Genomic DNA, 18076 nt, shown 5'->3' on the forward strand with positions numbered 1-18076 from the left:
TAAGTTGGTAAACGGTGCTTTTTTGATCATTTCGAGAGCACTTTTTGGTTCTTTTCATGCATTAATATCAGTTCTTTCAATGAGTCCTGCGCTGTTTGCTCAATTTGCGAAAAATATTCGGCAACCCGGCGATGGAAACGGCTTTTTTCCATATGGTCATGCAGCACACGCCAAATTTTTTGCTCATAATGCTCCAATCTACTTAAATTGTAAATCAGCCCTTTTGATTCTAAATAGCGCAAGTTGATTTGCTCTTGCCCCGGCAAATAGCCAATGGTAAATAGAGGGATGCGTTTGTGCAGCACTTCACTCACCGTGACCCCTCCAGGCTTGGTGATAACAGCATCCACCTCATCGTATAAACGGTTCATTTCTTCACAATTGGAAATATAAGAGAATGGCTGGATATGAGGCTGCTTCCAGCGCAAAATTTCTTCATACAGTTCGTTATTATTTCCACATAAAACAGAATAACGAAATCGATTCGTACCGTTCATTTTTCGAAAAAAATCAAGAATGTTGCCTAGCCCTTGGTTGCCGCCAGCGACCAATAAATGCGGGCGATAGGAGGTGCCCCTGTATCCATTTTTCCGTGTCATAAACGTCTCATGAACAGGAATCCCGGTAACAACAATGCGCTCCTTCGGAATTTTATATTTTGTGATTAACTCCTTCTTCGCTTCTTGATGCGGGACAAAGTGGTAGTCGATTGCTTTTTTCCCCCAAATACCGTTGATAAAAAAATCTGTATATACATTAACAACAGGAATATCAATTAAATGCCTTCTTTTTAAACGATGCAAGATCCTCGATGGAAATGAATGTGTGCAAATAATAAAATGCGGCTTCTCTTTTTCAAGCATCCGCTTCATTTTATGTTCGAAATAAGGCATCCATGGCTCCAAATGGATCCATTCAATCTTTTGAACATCGCGATACATCAGCATCTTATAAATATGATGATAGGAAGAAGGATGTGAACGTATCCAGCGAAGATACACTTCGGAAACCAACTTTTCAATGTATTCATTGCAATAGCTTAAAAAATCCACCTTTTTACAACTAACGAATGAAAACTGCTGCTCTAAAAAATCCATGAGCGCATCGGCCACTTTGTGATGTCCAGAACTCATTTGAAATAACGGCAATACAAGAACTCTCATCATGACGATAGCTCCCTTTAATTTTCAAATTGTTTTTTGCTTAAAACATGCTTAATCCACATGACGGCAAGAAAGAGTAGAAAAAGAGCCAGTCCAATTAAAGGAATCGACGCAAGCGGAATATGCATATGGCGGCCTAAAAGCATCCCCAATAACATAATGGGAACCGTCCAAAGCAGCGCCCCTATACATGCCAGCAGCGAAAACAACGGGAAAGGAAAGTGAATCATGCCGGACATATACGGAACAATTTGTCTCACGCCAGGTAAATAGAACCCAAACAAAACCAACCACTTTCCATATTTTCTAAACAGCTCATTGGCTCGCTCCCATTTCTCTGCTTTGATTCCTACATATTTTCCGTACTTCTTCATAAACGGATGACCAAAGTATCGGCCAATTCCATAACCCGTTATCATCCCCATTGTAGCACCGAACCAGCTAATGAGAAAGCAATAGGACCATTCTAATTGCTTTTGGGAAACTAAGACGCCTAGAAAAAAAAGCAGACTTTCTTCAGGAGCTGGAATTCCCACAATTCCACAAAAGATAAAAAGGAAAATCATGATATATCCATACGATTGTATATACGAAAACATAATATTGGTATCCATATAGTTCCTCACTACATCCGTAAAGTCTGTTTGTTAGTGTGTGCATTGATCGCTTCGCTAATCGTCAACCATTCCATTTTTTTTGCCTCCTCTTCGGCAAATAGCAGCTCTAGTGCTTTCAACATATGAGCAGGTGCTTTTTTGTCCGCTCCCAAAGTATCTCCGCTATCATGAAGCACGATAATCGCTCCATCCTGCAACCCGTTTTTTAAACGGCGCAGCAATTCATCGACACCAATGCTTTCTTTCCAATCCCCGAGTATGTGCGTCCACATAATCGTGGGATACTTCGCTTGCAGCGTCCATGTAAATAAATTGAAATGACCCCAAGGAGGCCGATAATAAACGGGCCGTTTTCCCGTAATTCTCTCAATGATCAACGCCGATTTGCGCAATCCTCGTTGCAAAAACGGAGGAAACAAGATCCAATTGCTAATATGGCGATAATTATGGAGGCCGATTTCATGTCCTTCACGATCCATCCGGCGAATCAGATCGGGATATTTTGCTGCTCTTGTTCCCACAACAAAAAAAGTTGCTTTAATATCGTGCTTTTTTAATAAGTCAAGCAGCTGCGGCGTATAATATGGGTCGGGACCGTCATCAAATGTTAATGCAACAGCTCCCTTTCTCATTCCCTTTTTGTAAATCCGCCATGCGTTTCGTCGGATCCATATCGTTGGAATCATTCCATAGATCAACAGAACGCATAAAAAAATCAGCAAGCCACGCATACATTCACCTCTTCAAAATACAGACTGGCGATCCATTCCATGATGATTCATGAACAGCCGTTTCTGATCGCTTAGTGCTCCTTTTTCCGACTCCGTTCAGGTGCTTTTCTCTGCCTATGGCTGTTCTGGCTTGTGAAATGCAGGAAGGCTAAGCCCCTGATGATTCCGCATTTTCTTATCCCTGTTATTTTCAAAGATTTGTACACAGTTCTTTGCTATAATACAATACGGAACGATGAAAAAAAAGATTCAAAGGATAAGAATATGGAGAAGATTTTCTAATCATGAATAAAAGACAGGTGATGAACATTGAATAAAAAAATTATGCTTACCGGCGGCGGTTCAGCGGGCCATGTAACGGTTAATATTGCGTTAATTCCAAAATTAAAGGAACGCGGCTGGAGCATTGGCTATATCGGTTCACATAACGGCATCGAGCGGGAGCTGCTTTCCCAAGTAGAAAATGTTCCCTATTTCCCCATTTCCACAGGAAAACTGCGCCGCTACTTTGACTGGAACAATTTTAAAGATCCTTTCAAGGTGTTGAAGGGAACATTCGAAGCATACCGCCTGATCAAAAAAGAAAAGCCAAGTATCGTCTTTTCCAAAGGCGGATTCGTTTCCGTCCCTGTCATTGTCGCGGCTTGGTTGAATGGCGTACCGACGATTATCCACGAATCAGATATCACTCCAGGGTTGGCCAATAAAATCGCGATGCCATTTGCCACCAAAATTTGCGTCACCTTTCCCGAAACACTACCGCACGTAAACGAGCAAAAGGGAATTTATGTCGGAGCGGTCGTTCGGGAAGAGCTCAAGCAAGGAAGTGCCGACAAAGGACGGAAGCATTGCCAATTTGAAAAAGGCAAACCCGTTCTGCTCGTCATGGGCGGAAGTCTTGGATCTAAACGCATCAACGACGCATTACGCGCCAATTTACAAACCTTGCTCGCTGATTTTCAAATCGTCCATATTTGCGGAAAAGGGAACATCGATCCAAAGTTCGCCACTGAAAAGGGTTATAAACAATTTGAATACGTCCACGAGGAGCTGCCGCATATCATGGCGATGGCGGATATTGTCTTATCAAGAGCCGGCTCAAATTCCATCTTTGAATTTTTAACATTAAAAAAGCCGATGCTGCTTATCCCGCTTTCTAAAGGAGCGAGCCGCGGCGACCAAATTTTAAACGCACGTTCATTTAAAAAATCAGGATATGCCGATGTGTTAATGGAGGAAGAATTAACAAATGACTCCCTGCGCGAAGCCATCTACCAGCTCTATCGCAACAAAGCCAACTATATCGAAAACATGACCCGCTCCCAAGCCACGGACGCTCTACATACACTGCTGTCGCTGATTGAAGAAACGAGTAAACAATAAAAGCGAACACAAAGCAACAGCCGTTATCATATGGTAGACAAAGTCATTTTTACTTTGTCTACCCCCATCCGTTTATTGTGACTTTTCCATCCGAATTTATATAACTCGCTTTGTTTTTCAATCCTCCACTTTCCAGAGATCATTATTTATTAAATCTTCAAGCCGTATTTTATATATGATCAAAAACCCCTATTTTTCCACAAATTAACCTATAGAGAATCTCTATTTTCTCCAAAAACAATGACAAATCATGTAATATAGTGTAAAATTTTAGTATAAAATTCAATTGGAGGTAGGTATTATGAACCAAAATTTATGGGGAATAACTCAAACATTAATAGAAAAATATTCCATCATAGCATCTGAGTTTACTTTCGAAAGAGAAAGTCTAAGCTAGCAATAGCTCAGCATGTCCAAATGCTTTATTCTCTCCAAACTCACTTAGAAAGTTAGGGATAGTATGACTCAAAGATCTCTACAGTTTGTTATGATATTTATGTCTGTGATCATATTTTGCTATATATTGCTAATAGCGGATGATCAATATGTTGAGCAACGGTGTTATTTTATGGAATTTATAGGAATGTCTTTTTTATTCATCGGAATTTACAGCTATACCCAAAAACCAAATTCAGTTGTCGTACAGCATTTCCTAGTCCTTATGCTGATTAGCGGGCTAGCCATTGCTTTAGCAACTCCTTCCAGTTGGAATATAAAACTGGCAAAGGATGTAGAGGTTCTTTCCATTTCATTAGCACCTTACTATCTATTAAAATTTTTTGAACACTTCCCTTTGTCTACAAAACCGGCGTTTTTCCGGAAAGTACGAACGTCCACACTATTTATTGCGGTTTTTAGCATATTTCTTTATTTTTTAGCTGGGGCACAGCATGACACTATTATTCAAATGATGGTGCGGCCATGTATTGTCGCCAACATTATTATCTCGCTGCTCGCTTGCATCGTTCTATGTTTCTTACATATTCGCTCGAATTCCGATAAGGTGAAAAATCAAATGTATCTTTTAATTTTTGGCCTTATTTTATCATTTGTCCCTGTTGTCGTTTTTAGCTTGATTCCTGATGTGTTCCCTATGCTTCCTGGGATCCCTTTTCATTATAGTTTAAGCAGCATCATCGTTTTTCCAATCACAATATCCTATTTACTAACCAAGCAAGAAATCATTGACTTTCAAGAGCATTTGCGCAAAATCAGCTTTCAGTTATTAGCTATTCTTTCGGGCTTGCTTGTATTTAATTTATTGTCATGGATACTGAGTGATTTCAGCTTACCGTCAGCGCTTTTACTAAATACTTTGCTCATCTGTGCTTTCGTTGTTTATAGTCTGATGAATAGATGGTTGGAGCCTTTAAAAATGAAAAAATGGCAGCTTAAGCATCAAAAAATTCAACAGGAAAAATTGCTGATTCTCCAGCAATTGCTGAATGGGCAGCATTTGGGGCATTGCGCCAAGCTGGTTGCTGATTTAATTCATCAAACCCTGCATGTTAGCGGCGTATGCCTAATATGGAAAAATGATAGCGCTCCCGTTGTTTTGCACCGAACAGGAATTTTCCTGCCTTTTGACGATGCACAGCTGCTGTCATATCTCTATCAGAGAGACCACACGAACAAAGCGCATATCCATGGAAAAAGCATCTTCTTCTATCCTATGAAGATAGAAAATGCGATACGAGGATGGATTATCATCAGCGAAAAAACGACGGCTACCATTTTTGAAAAGGAAGAACAAGAGCTGATTGAAAAAATTCGCCTCGATGCAACGGAGTTATTCGCTAGCTCCGCAACATTGCAACAAATTGAAAACGAATTAAAGGAAGCTATGAAAGAGTCGCTTATTCACGAACAGTCTCATTGGCTGTTGCTCAATGAACAAGAAGAAGAAAAAAGGAAGCTGTCTGATTTTCTTCATGATGAAATATTGCAAAATTTAATCCTGCTTCTTCATAAGCTTGAATGGCTCAACAAAAGTCAAAACATCAACAAAGATATTTTGAAAGAGATCGAAGAAGGGATTCGCAACAGCATCTTTGAGATAAGAGAAATGTGCCATGAGCTATACCCTGCCGTCATAGAAGACTTAGGGTTAAAGCACAGCCTCTTTTTATTAAAAAGAAAATGTGAAATGAACTATAATGTTATTTTACAAATCGACTATCGCTCACAGCTAAAAAACATCCCAGTCGCTCTTTCTGCCCAAGTATTTCGAATCATCAAGGAATTGGTTTACAATGCGATAAAACACTCGTCATCAAAAGACATTCTTGTCTCCGTTGTGGAAACACAGCATGATCTTCATATTAAAGTAAAAGATCACGGTGTTGGATTTAAGATGCCCAACCATTTATCAGCATTATTGCAAAACCGCCATTTAGGCTTAGTGACGATCCAAAAACGGGTGAATCAGCTAAAAGGCACTCTCAACATCCAATCGGAACCTGGAGCCGGAACATGTGTATCCATTTCTCTGCCAATCGAAATAGACGGGGAGGAGTCAAATGAAAATCAGAGTATTATTAGTAGATGATCACTTGCTCATGATGCAGGGAATTCGCAAATTGCTAGAGGACAAAACAGATTTCGAAATCGTCGGCACCATTTGTAATCCTGCCGGCTTGCTAGAGGAAATACGCAAGCATCATCCTGATGTTATTGTCATGGATATAAAAATGAAAGAAGAAAGCGGAATTGAGTGGACAAAGAAAATTACCCGATCATACCCAGCATGCAAAATCGTCATTTTATCCGGATACGATTATGACGAATACATTCACGCTGCTTATGAGGCTGGAGCATATGCGTTTGTAACAAAAGAGAACTCCTCATTGGAACTGGCTAACGCTATTAAACAAAGCTATCTAGGGATCAAAGTGTTTCCAACCGACCGATTAACTCATTATAGCCCTCCTCTTACTCAGATGGAATTAACCATTCTTCGGCTGATTGCTGAAGACCATACCAATGCAGAAATTAGCGAGCAGCTAAAGATAAGCCGCCGGACGGTCGAACACCACATATCTTCCATTATCCGAAAGCTTGATGTCGATTCAAGAGTAGGGGCCGTTGTCAAAGCGATCAAGCTAGGATTAATTTAATTCAATCTATCGAAGGGATACAGGCCCCTTCGGCCATTTTTTCCTCTTTTTCTAGCTAACCAAGTATTCTATCTTTTTTCGTTTGCCGCAAAGCCCCTTCTGTGTATACTTCGTAAAAATCAACAAGGGGCAGAATATTATCTATATAAATACAACTTGAAAATAGACATGGATTCCTCCGTATCTCTCCGTAAAAACGATCTGATTCGCCGCTTTTCCGCGGTCGCCGACATACTTCCAACAAACAGCGAATGTTCATCAGACACATGTCATGTGTTCGCTGGCGTTTTTGCCCATAGCATGAGGCAAAAGGGCAACGGTCAGCCGTGTACTTTCACATGTCGTTGGACTGCTGTAAACCATGTCGAAAAATCAAACGGCCCTTGTCTACATTTCTACAAAACAAAACATCAATCTTCTCGATCTTCCGTTTCCAACAGTTGTAAATATATTGTATAATAGAAAGGCAATAATACGGGAGAACTCAAGGGTGGATCGGCATGTAACCCCTTTATCCTCAGAAAGGGGGTGATGCCGATGACGGTGTTTGAAGCGTTAATGTTTGCGATCGCTTTCGCAAGCTTAATCGTTTCTATTCTATCCTTTCACCAAAAGAAATAGCCCACCCTTGAGTTAGCAGCCCATCGGTGGACTATTTCCCCATATGGCTGATCCCCCTTGCAGGGAACCGTGTTATTGCAGGGCCAAGGGTGTTGCAGCATCCTTGGCCTTATTTTATTTATACAGATCTTTTATATATATTATACATGATTCATTCGGTAAAATGGAAGCCGATGCGGCGCAAAATAGAGCATTTTCCACCATGTATCTTATTCTATGCCCGCCTCGTCCGCCGTACCACTCAAATCTTTACTAAAGGTTTGATACCACTGAACATCATTGAATATGTGAATAGGCGACCGTTCTTGATCCAATATTACCAGATTATACCTAGATTCCCCTTTATGTAATTTCTGAATCAACGCTTCTGAGATCGCAGCGCTCCATGAAGATTCGATCACAAGGCTATTGGAAAGCTGCCCATTTTCATGAAGAGGGCCCTTTACAGGCTGGGACTGCTTTACATGCGTGTAACGGGAGAGCTCTTCTGGATATTAAATCATAAAATAATAATCGTTGTACTGCCCAAGAGCTTTATACAAGCTTTCTGATACAGTATAGTTAATCGTCAGCTTGATCGACTTATCATGGGCCTCAACCGTAAATTTTTTTACTAAAAAATGAGGGGGAAGGAATTGCTGCCCCAAAGATAAACGAGAATGAGGCGAATCAGCCGATTCGAGTGCTCCATTCACCTCTTTTGTTTCTTCTGCTTGAGCAGGGACTTCCTCGCATCCGCCGGTTTGCTTAATGGTTTGCTCTCCTTGTGATAGCTGCAGGCTGCTAATAAAATCAGCCATAAACAAAAAGCTTGTAAAACTTTCCTTCTCATCATCCCACATTCTCCATATTCGTGAGATTGATCTCTATATCATTGAATACAAATAAATTTACATATAACCTACGTGCTCAATTTATTATAATCATTAAAAAATTTATTTAATATCATGTGTATTTTGCAATAAACAAAAAAACTATCTTGTAATAAACCAAATAACTAACAATATAATAGCGATTCCTAACCAAATTGCTGATTGTTTATATTTATTCATATAGAACCACCTTTGTATTATTGGATATTATCAAAAGTGTAACCTCAGCAATCACCGTTTTTCGTTGCGTTTCAACAGTTGGAAGAAAAAAGGATGCTACCTCCATTGTTTTTGGCCATCATTCAGATAACCGCACTCAACATCCAAAACAAAGGAGACAAGTTTGTTACCTCAATTATTAGCCTGCTTGCTTCAAATAATCAAGCTCCAACTGTAAATTTGCAAATTATTTGTTTTGCACATTAACTCATTATTTCATATTGGAACATAGTTACAAAATTAGCCGTACGGGCTTTATATGGAGTGGCGGACATGTTAGATTTGTTGCCTAGCAAAATAAGGGTTCTTGCTCACCCCTTTCGCTAAAAACATGTCCGCAATAGATCCATATCAAGTGTCATTACTTTCCTATATTTAAACAGGTAAACACTAAAGAATTAACTTTTTTGTTCCAAAAAATTTGATATGAATCCACATATGTTTTCTTTTCTTAACATTTACAAATCAATTTATTAACAAGCTGAATACCATACAGTTGGTACATAAAGATAACAATCTAAATATACGCCACATCCCTTATCTTGTTTTATAAATCCCCATAATCCAATCCCTGCAACTGCTGAAACAAAGCTAGTTACCCATCCAGGTGGACTAATAAAATATGAAATCGTTGCATTTAATGCAGCTACCCCCGCACCATATAATGCTATATTCTCTTTTAATTTCTCAACAAACTTATGCGACCAATACACTCTGAGCCCCCACCAAGTAAATTCCCAATCAAAATTTTTACTTTTATCGATAGAATATGTTTGAAGATCCCCATTAGACTCGATTTTAGCAACAAATTTATTTCCATCTATAATCAAATCAGATCGATATTTACTTATTTGCATATTTGTATCTTTGATAATCTCTTCCACTTTTCCAATTTCCACCTTAGTCAAAACGTTATTCGCTTCTTTCTTGATTTTAAATTTTTCCGATTTATAGTCTAAATAAACAAATGGATCAGCCTTAGAAATTAAACCTTCGATCGACTGTTCCTCTGAGGAGGATTTTGCAAATGACACAATTGGTGTTAACAGAGCTAAAATCATAGCGAAAAACATAACTAAAATTATAGAATTTCTTAATCTCTTATTTCTCACCAATTTAAACATCACCTTTCTATAATTCAGCTTTTATCAATCACACAGTGTAATCGAGAAATGATTGTCTTAGGTTGTGCATATGATACACAGAATTATTAAAAATAAATCTTGTACGAAACGATCCTGGATAGTAAAAGGTTATACCTCAATGATGCCCCCCTCTAGAAATAATGGTGTACTAGGTCGGCCGACTTTATCTTAACTATATCAAACTAATCAAGAAAAAACATCCTTATTTTCCACAATTTTGATTGCGGAAAATACCTATATTTTCATTCGTCCCAACTCAAAACCGCCCAACGGAAAGGCTCCGCTAGGCGGCATATGCTTAAATCAATAACAACCATCAGCACGATCCAGTAATGGCAAACGGAATAAGGTGGATATGACGAATGAGTCACAGAAAAAAAGCGGATCGCAAATACGGCCAAAGCGAAGGTGTCGAGAAAAATGGAGGATCAGCAGCGATGACGTATGGCTGTTTTTGCAGCAGTGACACTTCTTTCGCCCCCCGACATCATCGGAATGGTCATTTATGAGCAGGAGGCCGATTTATGTCTCCTGTTAAATAGAGATGCCAGATTATAAGGTAAACAATGATTCCGCCAAAAGCTAAAAACATCCAAACGGTAAGTAAAAGAGAGAAGCTTCCGGCTCGGACTTTCTGTACCGCTATGATCTAATAGGGGGAACAATAGATGTTATGGAATGTGAACCCCTTTCTTTTTTCATTCTATCTATTCCCCTTGTTATTGAAAAAAGAAAATAATCCTGTAAATAATAAAATAGCTCCTATCATTCTATAAGAGTCCATATATCCTTTTAACATTTGTAAATATTCGTCCGATCCCACACTCCCCCCTATTGATCGGACCCATGATGAAGTGGATGTACTTCCCAATTTCGGACTGTTTAAAATCAAAATGAATCCAATAAGGGCCACTACTAATGAAAGAAATTTCATTTTATTAGGATCTTTTAAAATATTCATTCTCCCTCTTCCTCCTTTTCATTGTATACAAAAACAATACGAGATAAATTTAATTATACATTAAATTTTATTCCAAATTAACCATAAAAAAACAGAAGTAAATTTCTCATAGAGAAACTTACTTCAGTACGCATTTTCCGTAAATTATTATTCATAGTAATAAAAACATACTCCGATTGGTTTAAATGCATTTCCATATCCTGCTTTATAATCGCTTCCAATAATCGGATCGTACCAAACATCAAAATTATAGGTTTGGTAATACGGCCTAGCCACTATCGTGTATGTTTTCCCTGATGGAACTTTAATTTGATAAGTATCAGAAACCTCATAACTCTTCGTTACATTAAATCCCAATCCTGTCGAAACTACCTCAGCACTCACATTGGTATTAGATGACCATGAGGCATTAACGCCTTCCTTTACACTTAATGTAGCAGTCGCTGGTCCTGCAAAAGTAGATTGTCTAATGATTTTAGTACCGCACGCCTCTCCACTACTAATATTCTTTAAATAGTAACCACTTGCCCATTGAGGTGTCACTATAGAATTATTTTTTAAAAAAGATTCATTTTCAGTTTGAATGTATGCCACCGCAACACCCACTAATTTTTTCGCTCCCTGATCAGAAGTAGAAGGTTCTAATTTTTTGAGCACTTCCGGATCTGTTATTTCAACAACAGTATTTCCATTTTGAGATTCAACAACTTCGGATTCTTTGGCATCCTCCAAAGCTTTACTCCATTTAGCATTTATTTCTTCACTTAATAAGCAGTCAGAATTAGAATTCTCATTTTCTGCAAAAGTGCTGATACTGCCTCCTAATAACAAACCAAAGACCAACGAAAAGGTAAATAGTAATTTTAGAAACCTTGTAATCACCGTTAATTCCCTCTCCCTAGAAATAATTGGTGTGCTAGGTCGGCCGACTTTATCTTAACTATATCAAACTAATCAAGAAAAAACATCCGTATTTTCCACAATTTTGATCGCGGAAAATACCTATATTTTCATTCGTCCCAACTCAAAACCCCCCAACGGAAAGGCTCCGCTAGGCGGCATATACTTAGAATGATAAGAGATCAATAACAACAACCAGCACGATCCGGTAATGGCAAACGGAATAAGGGGAATATGGCGAATGAGTCACAGAAAAAAAGCGGATCGCAAATACGGCCAAAGCGAAGGTGTCGAGAAAAATGGAGGATCAGCAGCGATGACGTATGGCTGTTTTTGCAGCAGTGACACTTCTTTCGCCCCCCGACATCATCGGAATGGTCATTTATGAGCAGGAAGCCGATTTATGTCTCCTGTTAAATAGAGATGCCAGATTATAAGGTAAACAATGATTCCGCCAAAAGCTAAAAACATCCAAACGGTAAGTAAAAGAGAGAAGCTTCCGGCTCGGACTTTCTGTACCGCTATGATCGAATAAGGGGGGAACAATATAGGAAGTATTGTTATTTCTATCCACATACCAAATCCCCCCTTACTCCTGTATATATGCTAAACCTTCACTCTTGCCAAGTAATATTTGGAATCCATATACGCATTCTATATGGCTTTACCTTCTGCATAAGCAATTGAAGCTGAGTCTTCAGTTAATAAACCCGCTAATATTTTGGACCACGTAGGTTCTGGCGCTAGATATAATGTAACGACAAAGCCAATAACTCCACTGCCCACTTTAGCTGCCATTTGACTTTATTACTCATAAATGTATCGACTGAAGACTTAAACCCGTTCAAATCATATATTTCAATAGTCCATCCATCTGTTTTTTATAGTTAAGTAGCGATGTACGTGTTTTTATTCTCTCTTGCTTCCACTGCTTTCATTTCAGAATCGTCTTTTACAATTTTTGCTGTTAACTTCATTTCTGCTCCTATCTCATTTGAGTTAACAGTCTCTATTTGTAACTGGGCCAAGGGAGAAATAATAATGAAGGCTGATACATTAAAAATTGAAACTTAATGGAGCGTTAAAGAAGAGTCATGAAAGCAGCCAAACAGGGCTTTGCAAAAGAGAATACATGCCTAGAACAGTTGAGCATTTGATCGAATATGCATATCACAAGGGTGGATTGTACTTTATTTTACTAAAAAATACAGACTGATCGGACTTAACAAAAGCGATGGCCATTGATTCTTATTGGATCATCAACACATCTGTCGTTAGAAGATCCTTGCGCTGGAAACTTGACAATCAAAAACCTTTCTGTAGACTTGCCTTCGTTATGTATTCGCGTGACAAAGCTCGAAATCATCCAACCTCTCACTGCCATGAAAATGACGGGTAGCCATCAAGCAAAAGATATCCTGTTTTTACAGTACAGAAGTACCGCATTATTCCGAAATTTTGTCTATTTTCCAAGTTGCATGAATCATTTAGCACATTCTTCCTAGAAGCAAATGCACAGTTTCTTTGTGAAAATTTATGTTAGAATAGGTTTTATATGATGAACCTATGCCGTACATCTTCAATAAAAATATGGATTAGGAGGCAAAAATGAAAGAGCGAGATTATTATTTTGATAATGCGAAACTCTTTCTGATTTTTTTGGTAGTTTTAGGACATTTTCTGCGTCCGTATATCGAAAAAAACGAATTGGTCCATAGTGTGTATGTTTGGATTTTCTTATTTCATATGCCGGCGTTTGTTTTGATTTCAGGATATTTCTCAAAAAACTTCCATAAAAAAGGCTATTTAAAAAAGATGGCCAAGAAAATTCTGCTTCCGTATTTTGTTTTCCAGCTGATTTATTCCCTTTACTATGCCTTCTTGTATGAACAAGACGATCTTTCTTTAGATTTTCTTGTTCCGCATTGGGGGCTATGGTTTTTATTAAGCTTGTTTACGTGGAATGTGATGCTGTATCTTTTCGCGAAGCTGCCGAAAATCTATTCGATTGGTTTAACCATATTGCTAGGGATTCTTATCGGATTTACCGATGTGGAAAAGTTTTTAAGCTTGTCTCGTACATTTACGTTTTTTCCGTTTTTCTTATTTGGCTTTTTGCTGAAAAAGAAGCATTTTTCGATTCTGTTGGAAAAGCGCTTTCGCCTCGCAGCAGGAGTCGCTTTATTATGCGCTTTTCTGGTCATTTACTGGATGGCTCCTAGCTCATCTGCAGAATGGTTGTACGGTTCCAAATCCTACACGACCTTAGGCGTCAGCGAGGAAACAGGCGTTCTCTTTAAGCTGCTTCTGTATATGGCTAGCTTTTTCATGACGTTTTGTTTTCTGGCACTGATTCCGGAAAGAAAGTTGACCATTTCTACGCTTGGGACGAGAACGTTCTATGTGTATATTTTGCATGGGTTTATTTTAAAATATTTGCACGACGCGACGCCTTTTCCGGATATCATTGCTAAAATTAACGGCTATCCGTTACTAATCATTATTTCAATAGCCCTGATATTTTTACTGGGAAGCAGACCCGTCATTCGTATCGTCAAACCGATTGCAGAATGCCGCATTCCTTTGAAAAAGCAGCTGCTGTCTCGATGATAAGCAGAAATGTTGCGGGGATCAAGGATTCCTCTGTAAATCCCCGCAGCGCCCTGCTTATATTTCACTCCTCTTAAATATCCTCCCGTTATTTCCATCTCGCCACTTCTAGTCCTCCTGCCGTTGCTTGCTAAAAACGATATGTATCTTCATTCCGCATCCTCCTCCATTTAGATGGCAAAACTCAGCAAACGATCGCCATGTGTTTTTTAAAAACTAACCTTTTGTCTGAGCCTTTTCCTAAGCAGGCAAACCTTGCACATCCAATCCCAGATCCATACAATCAGAAGGATGAACACCGTGTAAAACCGCTTTTGTGAAAAAGCTGCAGATTCCATGATCAATCCTTGCGTGTTACGAACGAACAAAGGCAAAATTCCCCTAACCAAAACACATAACCGGTCAACGAAACAAAGAGCATCCCCTTATTTCCAAGCCAAATGAGCCCAATCGAAAACCTATTTTTTGCAAAAAGCTGATTTTCATTTTAACATAAAGCTAAGAAAAATTTGATGATCAAAGGAGAGACAGTTTATGAGCCGCGCTCAGCAATTTGTCCAATACTTTTTATCACATCGCCATGTAACGGTCGAGCTCATTCAAAAAATTGAGCCTGAGCGTTACGATTACAAACCGGCGCCAACTTCTATGTCAGCAAAGGAACTGGCTACCCATATGCTGTTTACCTTCTATCAGTTCGCTCAAACAGCGAAAGAAGGAAATCCGAGGGTATTGACTGAAAAAATCGAAGAAAATGAAACCGACCTTCGTAAGCTAGCGGAAGTGTACACAGAAAAAACAAAAAACTTGTTAGAATCTTTAACAGATGAGGATTTTGAGCGTACGCTTGATCTAACCCAAATGTTTGGCGCGCCTTTTTCTGTTGCCCAGTTTCTGCAAACAGCCATGGACCACGAAATCCACCATAAAGGCCAACTGTTTGTCTATGTGCGCGAAATGGGGCACGAAACGCTTCCATTCTTCATTAAACGTGGTTAGCCAAGAATGGTTTGAGCGAAAAACATGGTTGGCATTCCTATCATCATAAGCCATCTTTGTAAAACCGATAACAAAGGGCAAGTCTATAGACTTGCCCTCCTGCCACGTTATTTATGAAACAGAAGACTGAACAAAATGGCTTTTTTATTCACCCATTCATTCATGCAGCTCTAGTGTCTTATGCCATGCCAAATGGCGGATGTGGGTATTCATGTTTTTCTCCACCTCATAACAATCGGCCCATCGCCATTTACTATATATATAAAAATGGAGAAAAACGTCACTAAAAAATGCGGCGCCGTTCATAAATAACCGTGCTTGCTTATTTCTCTACATGTTAAAGCGCTTGGCCGTCCGTCCCCTTTTCCTGCCAAGCGCTTCTCTGATTCATGGTGAACGTGCATTTGGCTAGATTATATGCCATTCACTAGCCAAAAGACAAAGGGCTAATGAATCACTCACCACTTGCGTTCACATTTCAATCAATAAGCGAAAAGCATAAAATGAACCTGTACCGTTCCGTTCATCACAGCCAATCGCCGCCATCATCATCCCCGTCCAACCAATCATCCACGATATCTTCTACTCCATCATCCAGATCAAAGGCATTGTCTATGACATCATCAAGCAGTTCTTCCGCCACCATGCCCGCAAGCATTCCGGCCGCAAATCCGCCAATCGCCCCCATCATTCCGTGAGAATGGCGTGCGGAATGAGAGCTGTATGGAGCAGCCTGCGGATAAAAAGGAGCGGAATGGACACTGGGATGAACACGAGGCTGTTGCACCATTTCCTGCAATAATAAACGAAGCTTTTGCATAACGGCTTCTTCCTCATTCATTTCATCATATGTGAAAAAGATATCCCGTTTTAATTCTATCTCCCCATAGCCATAAGATCCGCTTAACACATCTACTTCCAGCTGCAAGCGCAGTCCCTGTTCTTCAAAGAAAACGAAACATTCCACTTCTTGAATGATGCCGCGAAACTCTCCTACTGGGAAAAACGCAAACTCCTGGCCATACGTAGTGATTTTTCCAGAATCCGCTTTTTCCCGAAAACCGAGCTTGTCCAATGCGGCAAACAGCTTTTCCAATGGAGCTGGCGGCAAAATCCGCACAGCATCTTTATCCATCGCATCGACTCCATCAGCTATATCAAGACGTGTAACAAATATATAATCAACGCTGTAGCGTGTAATCGGTAAATGAAGCGGAACGATATAAGAAAACGGCCATACTTTTCTCTCTCCTGCATGCACAGTAAATGACGGAGCAACCGGAATGACTGCTACTGCGCGGCGATATTCTTGGCCGTTATGACGTACAATAAGATGCAGTTCCACATCGAGTTTGCGGATATGCTGTTCTACCGTTCCTCCTTCAATGATAAACTCTCCTTCTATCTTTTCGCCAAGTCGCACATGGGGCTGCTGTAAAATAAGATTCACTTTTGCAGAGCCCACACCGAGCTTCGACAATAGTTTCTTAAACATGCTTTACCCTCCTCATGATTATGCTATTTTGTTTACGAACGAAGGCAAAAGAAGGATTCAAGCGAACGAATAAAAACTCCCCCATCCCCACTTCGTTAAGAGGCGGGAGACTTTTGATGGATGATGTTCAATCAACGGCAGGCAGGTTAGCCAAACGAAACTTAGCTTTTAAGCATGTAAAATTCAGGCTGATTTTAAGCAAGCGAATGTTCGGGCAATACCGCTTTCAGGCGTTCATTATGAAACAGCGCGTTGCCTATGGCTCTTTTACATATTTGGTTAGCAAAAACACGGTAACGTTTGCTTTCGGGTGCCGAAAAAATCCATGACTTTCTTTTCCGAAAACTATTCGCTCCATCCGATTTCTACGATGGATAAATATAACGGAACACTTATGCTCTCCAAAAGCAAGATTCAAAAAATCCTAAAGGCAGCAAGGCCTTTAGGATTTTTTAGGCTACACAAACATTTTCATCAACCCGAGAAAAATTAAAATCATTCCCGGGACCATTGTCGCTTTTTTCATGATTTTCACATTCGAAAATTTGTAGCCTGCTTTCAGGCCAAAACGAATAAAGACTACGTTCATGAAAGATACGAGCAAAGCAAGAACAAGCGGCTGATATCCAAGAAATGAAGCGCTTAGGCCGGCACCGAACGCATCCATTGATAACGCGAAACCGATAAGCATCGCTTCTTTTGCACTGATGCTGCCTGATCCATCAAGATCGGCTAATGAAGGGCGCTTCAGTACTTGGATGACAATCCCAAATCGCTTCAAATGAACACGCCATATTCTCACTGTTTTTGAAGTGGCAGGTGATTCAGACATCGCCTCTTCAAGCTCATCTTCACGCTTCTTTAATACATTGTAAATCGCCCATACACCTAGCGCAATTAAAATGAATGCAGCCAACGATTGCTCGACCCGAACAGGCAGCCATGGTATAAGAAATGTTCCGACGTACATGGATACTAGCAGCATGGCGCCAGAAAACAGAGCAATGACAATCATGGATGAGAGCGGGAACTTCATCTTCCGCAGCCCATATGTCACGCCAACACTCAAGCTATCTAGGCTTACCGCTAAAGCCAACATCACCATAGATACATATTTTAGCATTGTTCGTTCCCCCTGCGATACTATATGCATCACCAATCGCAAGGGAAACTCGTTCATACTCTATATACCATATTCGACACTGTTCGATTTCCGGGGAAATATTTTTCCCTGCCTCGACATT

16 protein-coding genes are annotated in these 18076 nt (G+C 39.8%); 7 read left to right on the forward strand and 9 right to left on the reverse strand.

What is annotated here, in order from left to right; all coding sequences use genetic code 11:
* Positions 1-26: 26 nt before the first annotated feature.
* From GFC28_RS11645 to GFC28_RS11655, 3 genes are read right to left on the reverse strand one after another with little or no spacing between them, the layout of a single operon-like run.
* Positions 27-1166, reverse strand: coding sequence for an MGDG synthase family glycosyltransferase (locus GFC28_RS11645; protein ID WP_044742008.1), 1140 nt, complete (start codon positions 1164-1166; stop codon positions 27-29).
* 14 nt (positions 1167-1180) lie between these two features.
* On the reverse strand, positions 1181-1777 hold the full coding sequence (locus GFC28_RS11650; protein WP_044742009.1) for a DedA family protein: 597 nt from the start codon (positions 1775-1777) through the stop codon (positions 1181-1183).
* A gap of 11 nt (positions 1778-1788) precedes the next feature.
* Complete coding sequence (locus GFC28_RS11655) at positions 1789-2511, reverse strand: polysaccharide deacetylase family protein (RefSeq protein ID WP_044742010.1); 723 nt, start codon at positions 2509-2511, stop codon at positions 1789-1791.
* Positions 2512-2820: 309 nt separating this feature from the next.
* Between GFC28_RS11655 and GFC28_RS11660 the strand changes: the two genes are divergently transcribed.
* From GFC28_RS11660 to GFC28_RS20280, 4 genes are all read left to right on the forward strand, one after another.
* Positions 2821-3894, forward strand: a complete 1074-nt coding sequence (locus GFC28_RS11660; RefSeq protein ID WP_044742011.1) for an undecaprenyldiphospho-muramoylpentapeptide beta-N-acetylglucosaminyltransferase — start codon at positions 2821-2823, stop codon at positions 3892-3894.
* Positions 3895-4477: 583 nt separating this feature from the next.
* Complete coding sequence (locus GFC28_RS11665; RefSeq protein ID WP_231883401.1) at positions 4478-6442, forward strand: sensor histidine kinase; 1965 nt, start codon at positions 4478-4480, stop codon at positions 6440-6442.
* Entirely contained in the window at positions 6414-7010 is a 597-nt protein-coding gene (locus GFC28_RS11670) for a response regulator transcription factor (protein ID WP_082063503.1), read from the forward strand. Before GFC28_RS11665 ends, GFC28_RS11670 begins: the two co-directional genes overlap by 29 nt.
* A 537-nt stretch (positions 7011-7547) precedes the next feature.
* Positions 7548-7631 (forward strand): putative holin-like toxin, encoded by an 84-nt coding sequence (locus GFC28_RS20280; protein ID WP_366845683.1) that lies wholly within the window; start codon positions 7548-7550, stop codon positions 7629-7631.
* Positions 7632-8125: 494 nt separating this feature from the next.
* Here GFC28_RS20280 and GFC28_RS11675 read toward each other — a convergent pair whose 3' ends face one another.
* The 4 genes from GFC28_RS11675 to GFC28_RS11690 all read right to left on the reverse strand — a co-directional run bounded on the left by GFC28_RS11675 (position 8126) and on the right by GFC28_RS11690 (position 11710).
* On the reverse strand, positions 8126-8473 hold the full coding sequence (locus tag GFC28_RS11675) for a hypothetical protein (protein WP_052660921.1): 348 nt from the start codon (positions 8471-8473) through the stop codon (positions 8126-8128).
* A gap of 722 nt (positions 8474-9195) precedes the next feature.
* Entirely contained in the window at positions 9196-9837 is a 642-nt protein-coding gene (locus GFC28_RS11680) for a hypothetical protein (protein WP_044742013.1), read from the reverse strand.
* Between the two features lie 733 nt (positions 9838-10570).
* Positions 10571-10828 (reverse strand): hypothetical protein, encoded by a 258-nt coding sequence (locus tag GFC28_RS11685; protein ID WP_044744740.1) that lies wholly within the window; start codon positions 10826-10828, stop codon positions 10571-10573.
* 147 nt (positions 10829-10975) lie between these two features.
* Positions 10976-11710 (reverse strand): DUF6426 family protein, encoded by a 735-nt coding sequence (locus GFC28_RS11690; protein WP_044744739.1) that lies wholly within the window; start codon positions 11708-11710, stop codon positions 10976-10978.
* 1626 nt (positions 11711-13336) lie between these two features.
* Between GFC28_RS11690 and GFC28_RS11700 the strand changes: the two genes are divergently transcribed.
* Entirely contained in the window at positions 13337-14338 is a 1002-nt protein-coding gene (locus tag GFC28_RS11700) for an acyltransferase family protein (RefSeq protein ID WP_044742564.1), read from the forward strand.
* A gap of 534 nt (positions 14339-14872) precedes the next feature.
* Positions 14873-15337: a DinB family protein gene (locus tag GFC28_RS11705; RefSeq protein WP_044742565.1), complete on the forward strand. Its 465-nt coding sequence runs from the start codon at positions 14873-14875 to the stop codon at positions 15335-15337.
* Positions 15338-15863: 526 nt separating this feature from the next.
* Here the strand turns inward: GFC28_RS11705 and GFC28_RS11710 are convergent.
* Complete coding sequence (locus GFC28_RS11710) at positions 15864-16832, reverse strand: sporulation protein (RefSeq protein ID WP_044742566.1); 969 nt, start codon at positions 16830-16832, stop codon at positions 15864-15866.
* 116 nt (positions 16833-16948) lie between these two features.
* On the opposite strand from GFC28_RS11710, the gene GFC28_RS11715 reads away from it, so the two are divergent.
* Positions 16949-17161 carry a hypothetical protein gene (locus tag GFC28_RS11715; protein WP_044742567.1) on the forward strand — a complete coding sequence of 71 codons (213 nt, stop codon included), beginning with the start codon at positions 16949-16951 and terminating at the stop codon, positions 17159-17161.
* A 128-nt stretch (positions 17162-17289) separates the two neighbouring features.
* Here the strand turns inward: GFC28_RS11715 and ytaF are convergent, their stop codons facing one another.
* Positions 17290-17955, reverse strand: coding sequence for a sporulation membrane protein YtaF (ytaF, locus tag GFC28_RS11720; protein WP_044742568.1), 666 nt, complete (start codon positions 17953-17955; stop codon positions 17290-17292).
* Positions 17956-18076 lie beyond the last annotated feature (121 nt).

The sequence above is a fragment of the Anoxybacillus sp. B2M1 genome (assembly GCF_001634265.1).
Classification (GTDB): domain Bacteria; phylum Bacillota; class Bacilli; order Bacillales; family Anoxybacillaceae; genus Anoxybacteroides; species Anoxybacteroides rupiense.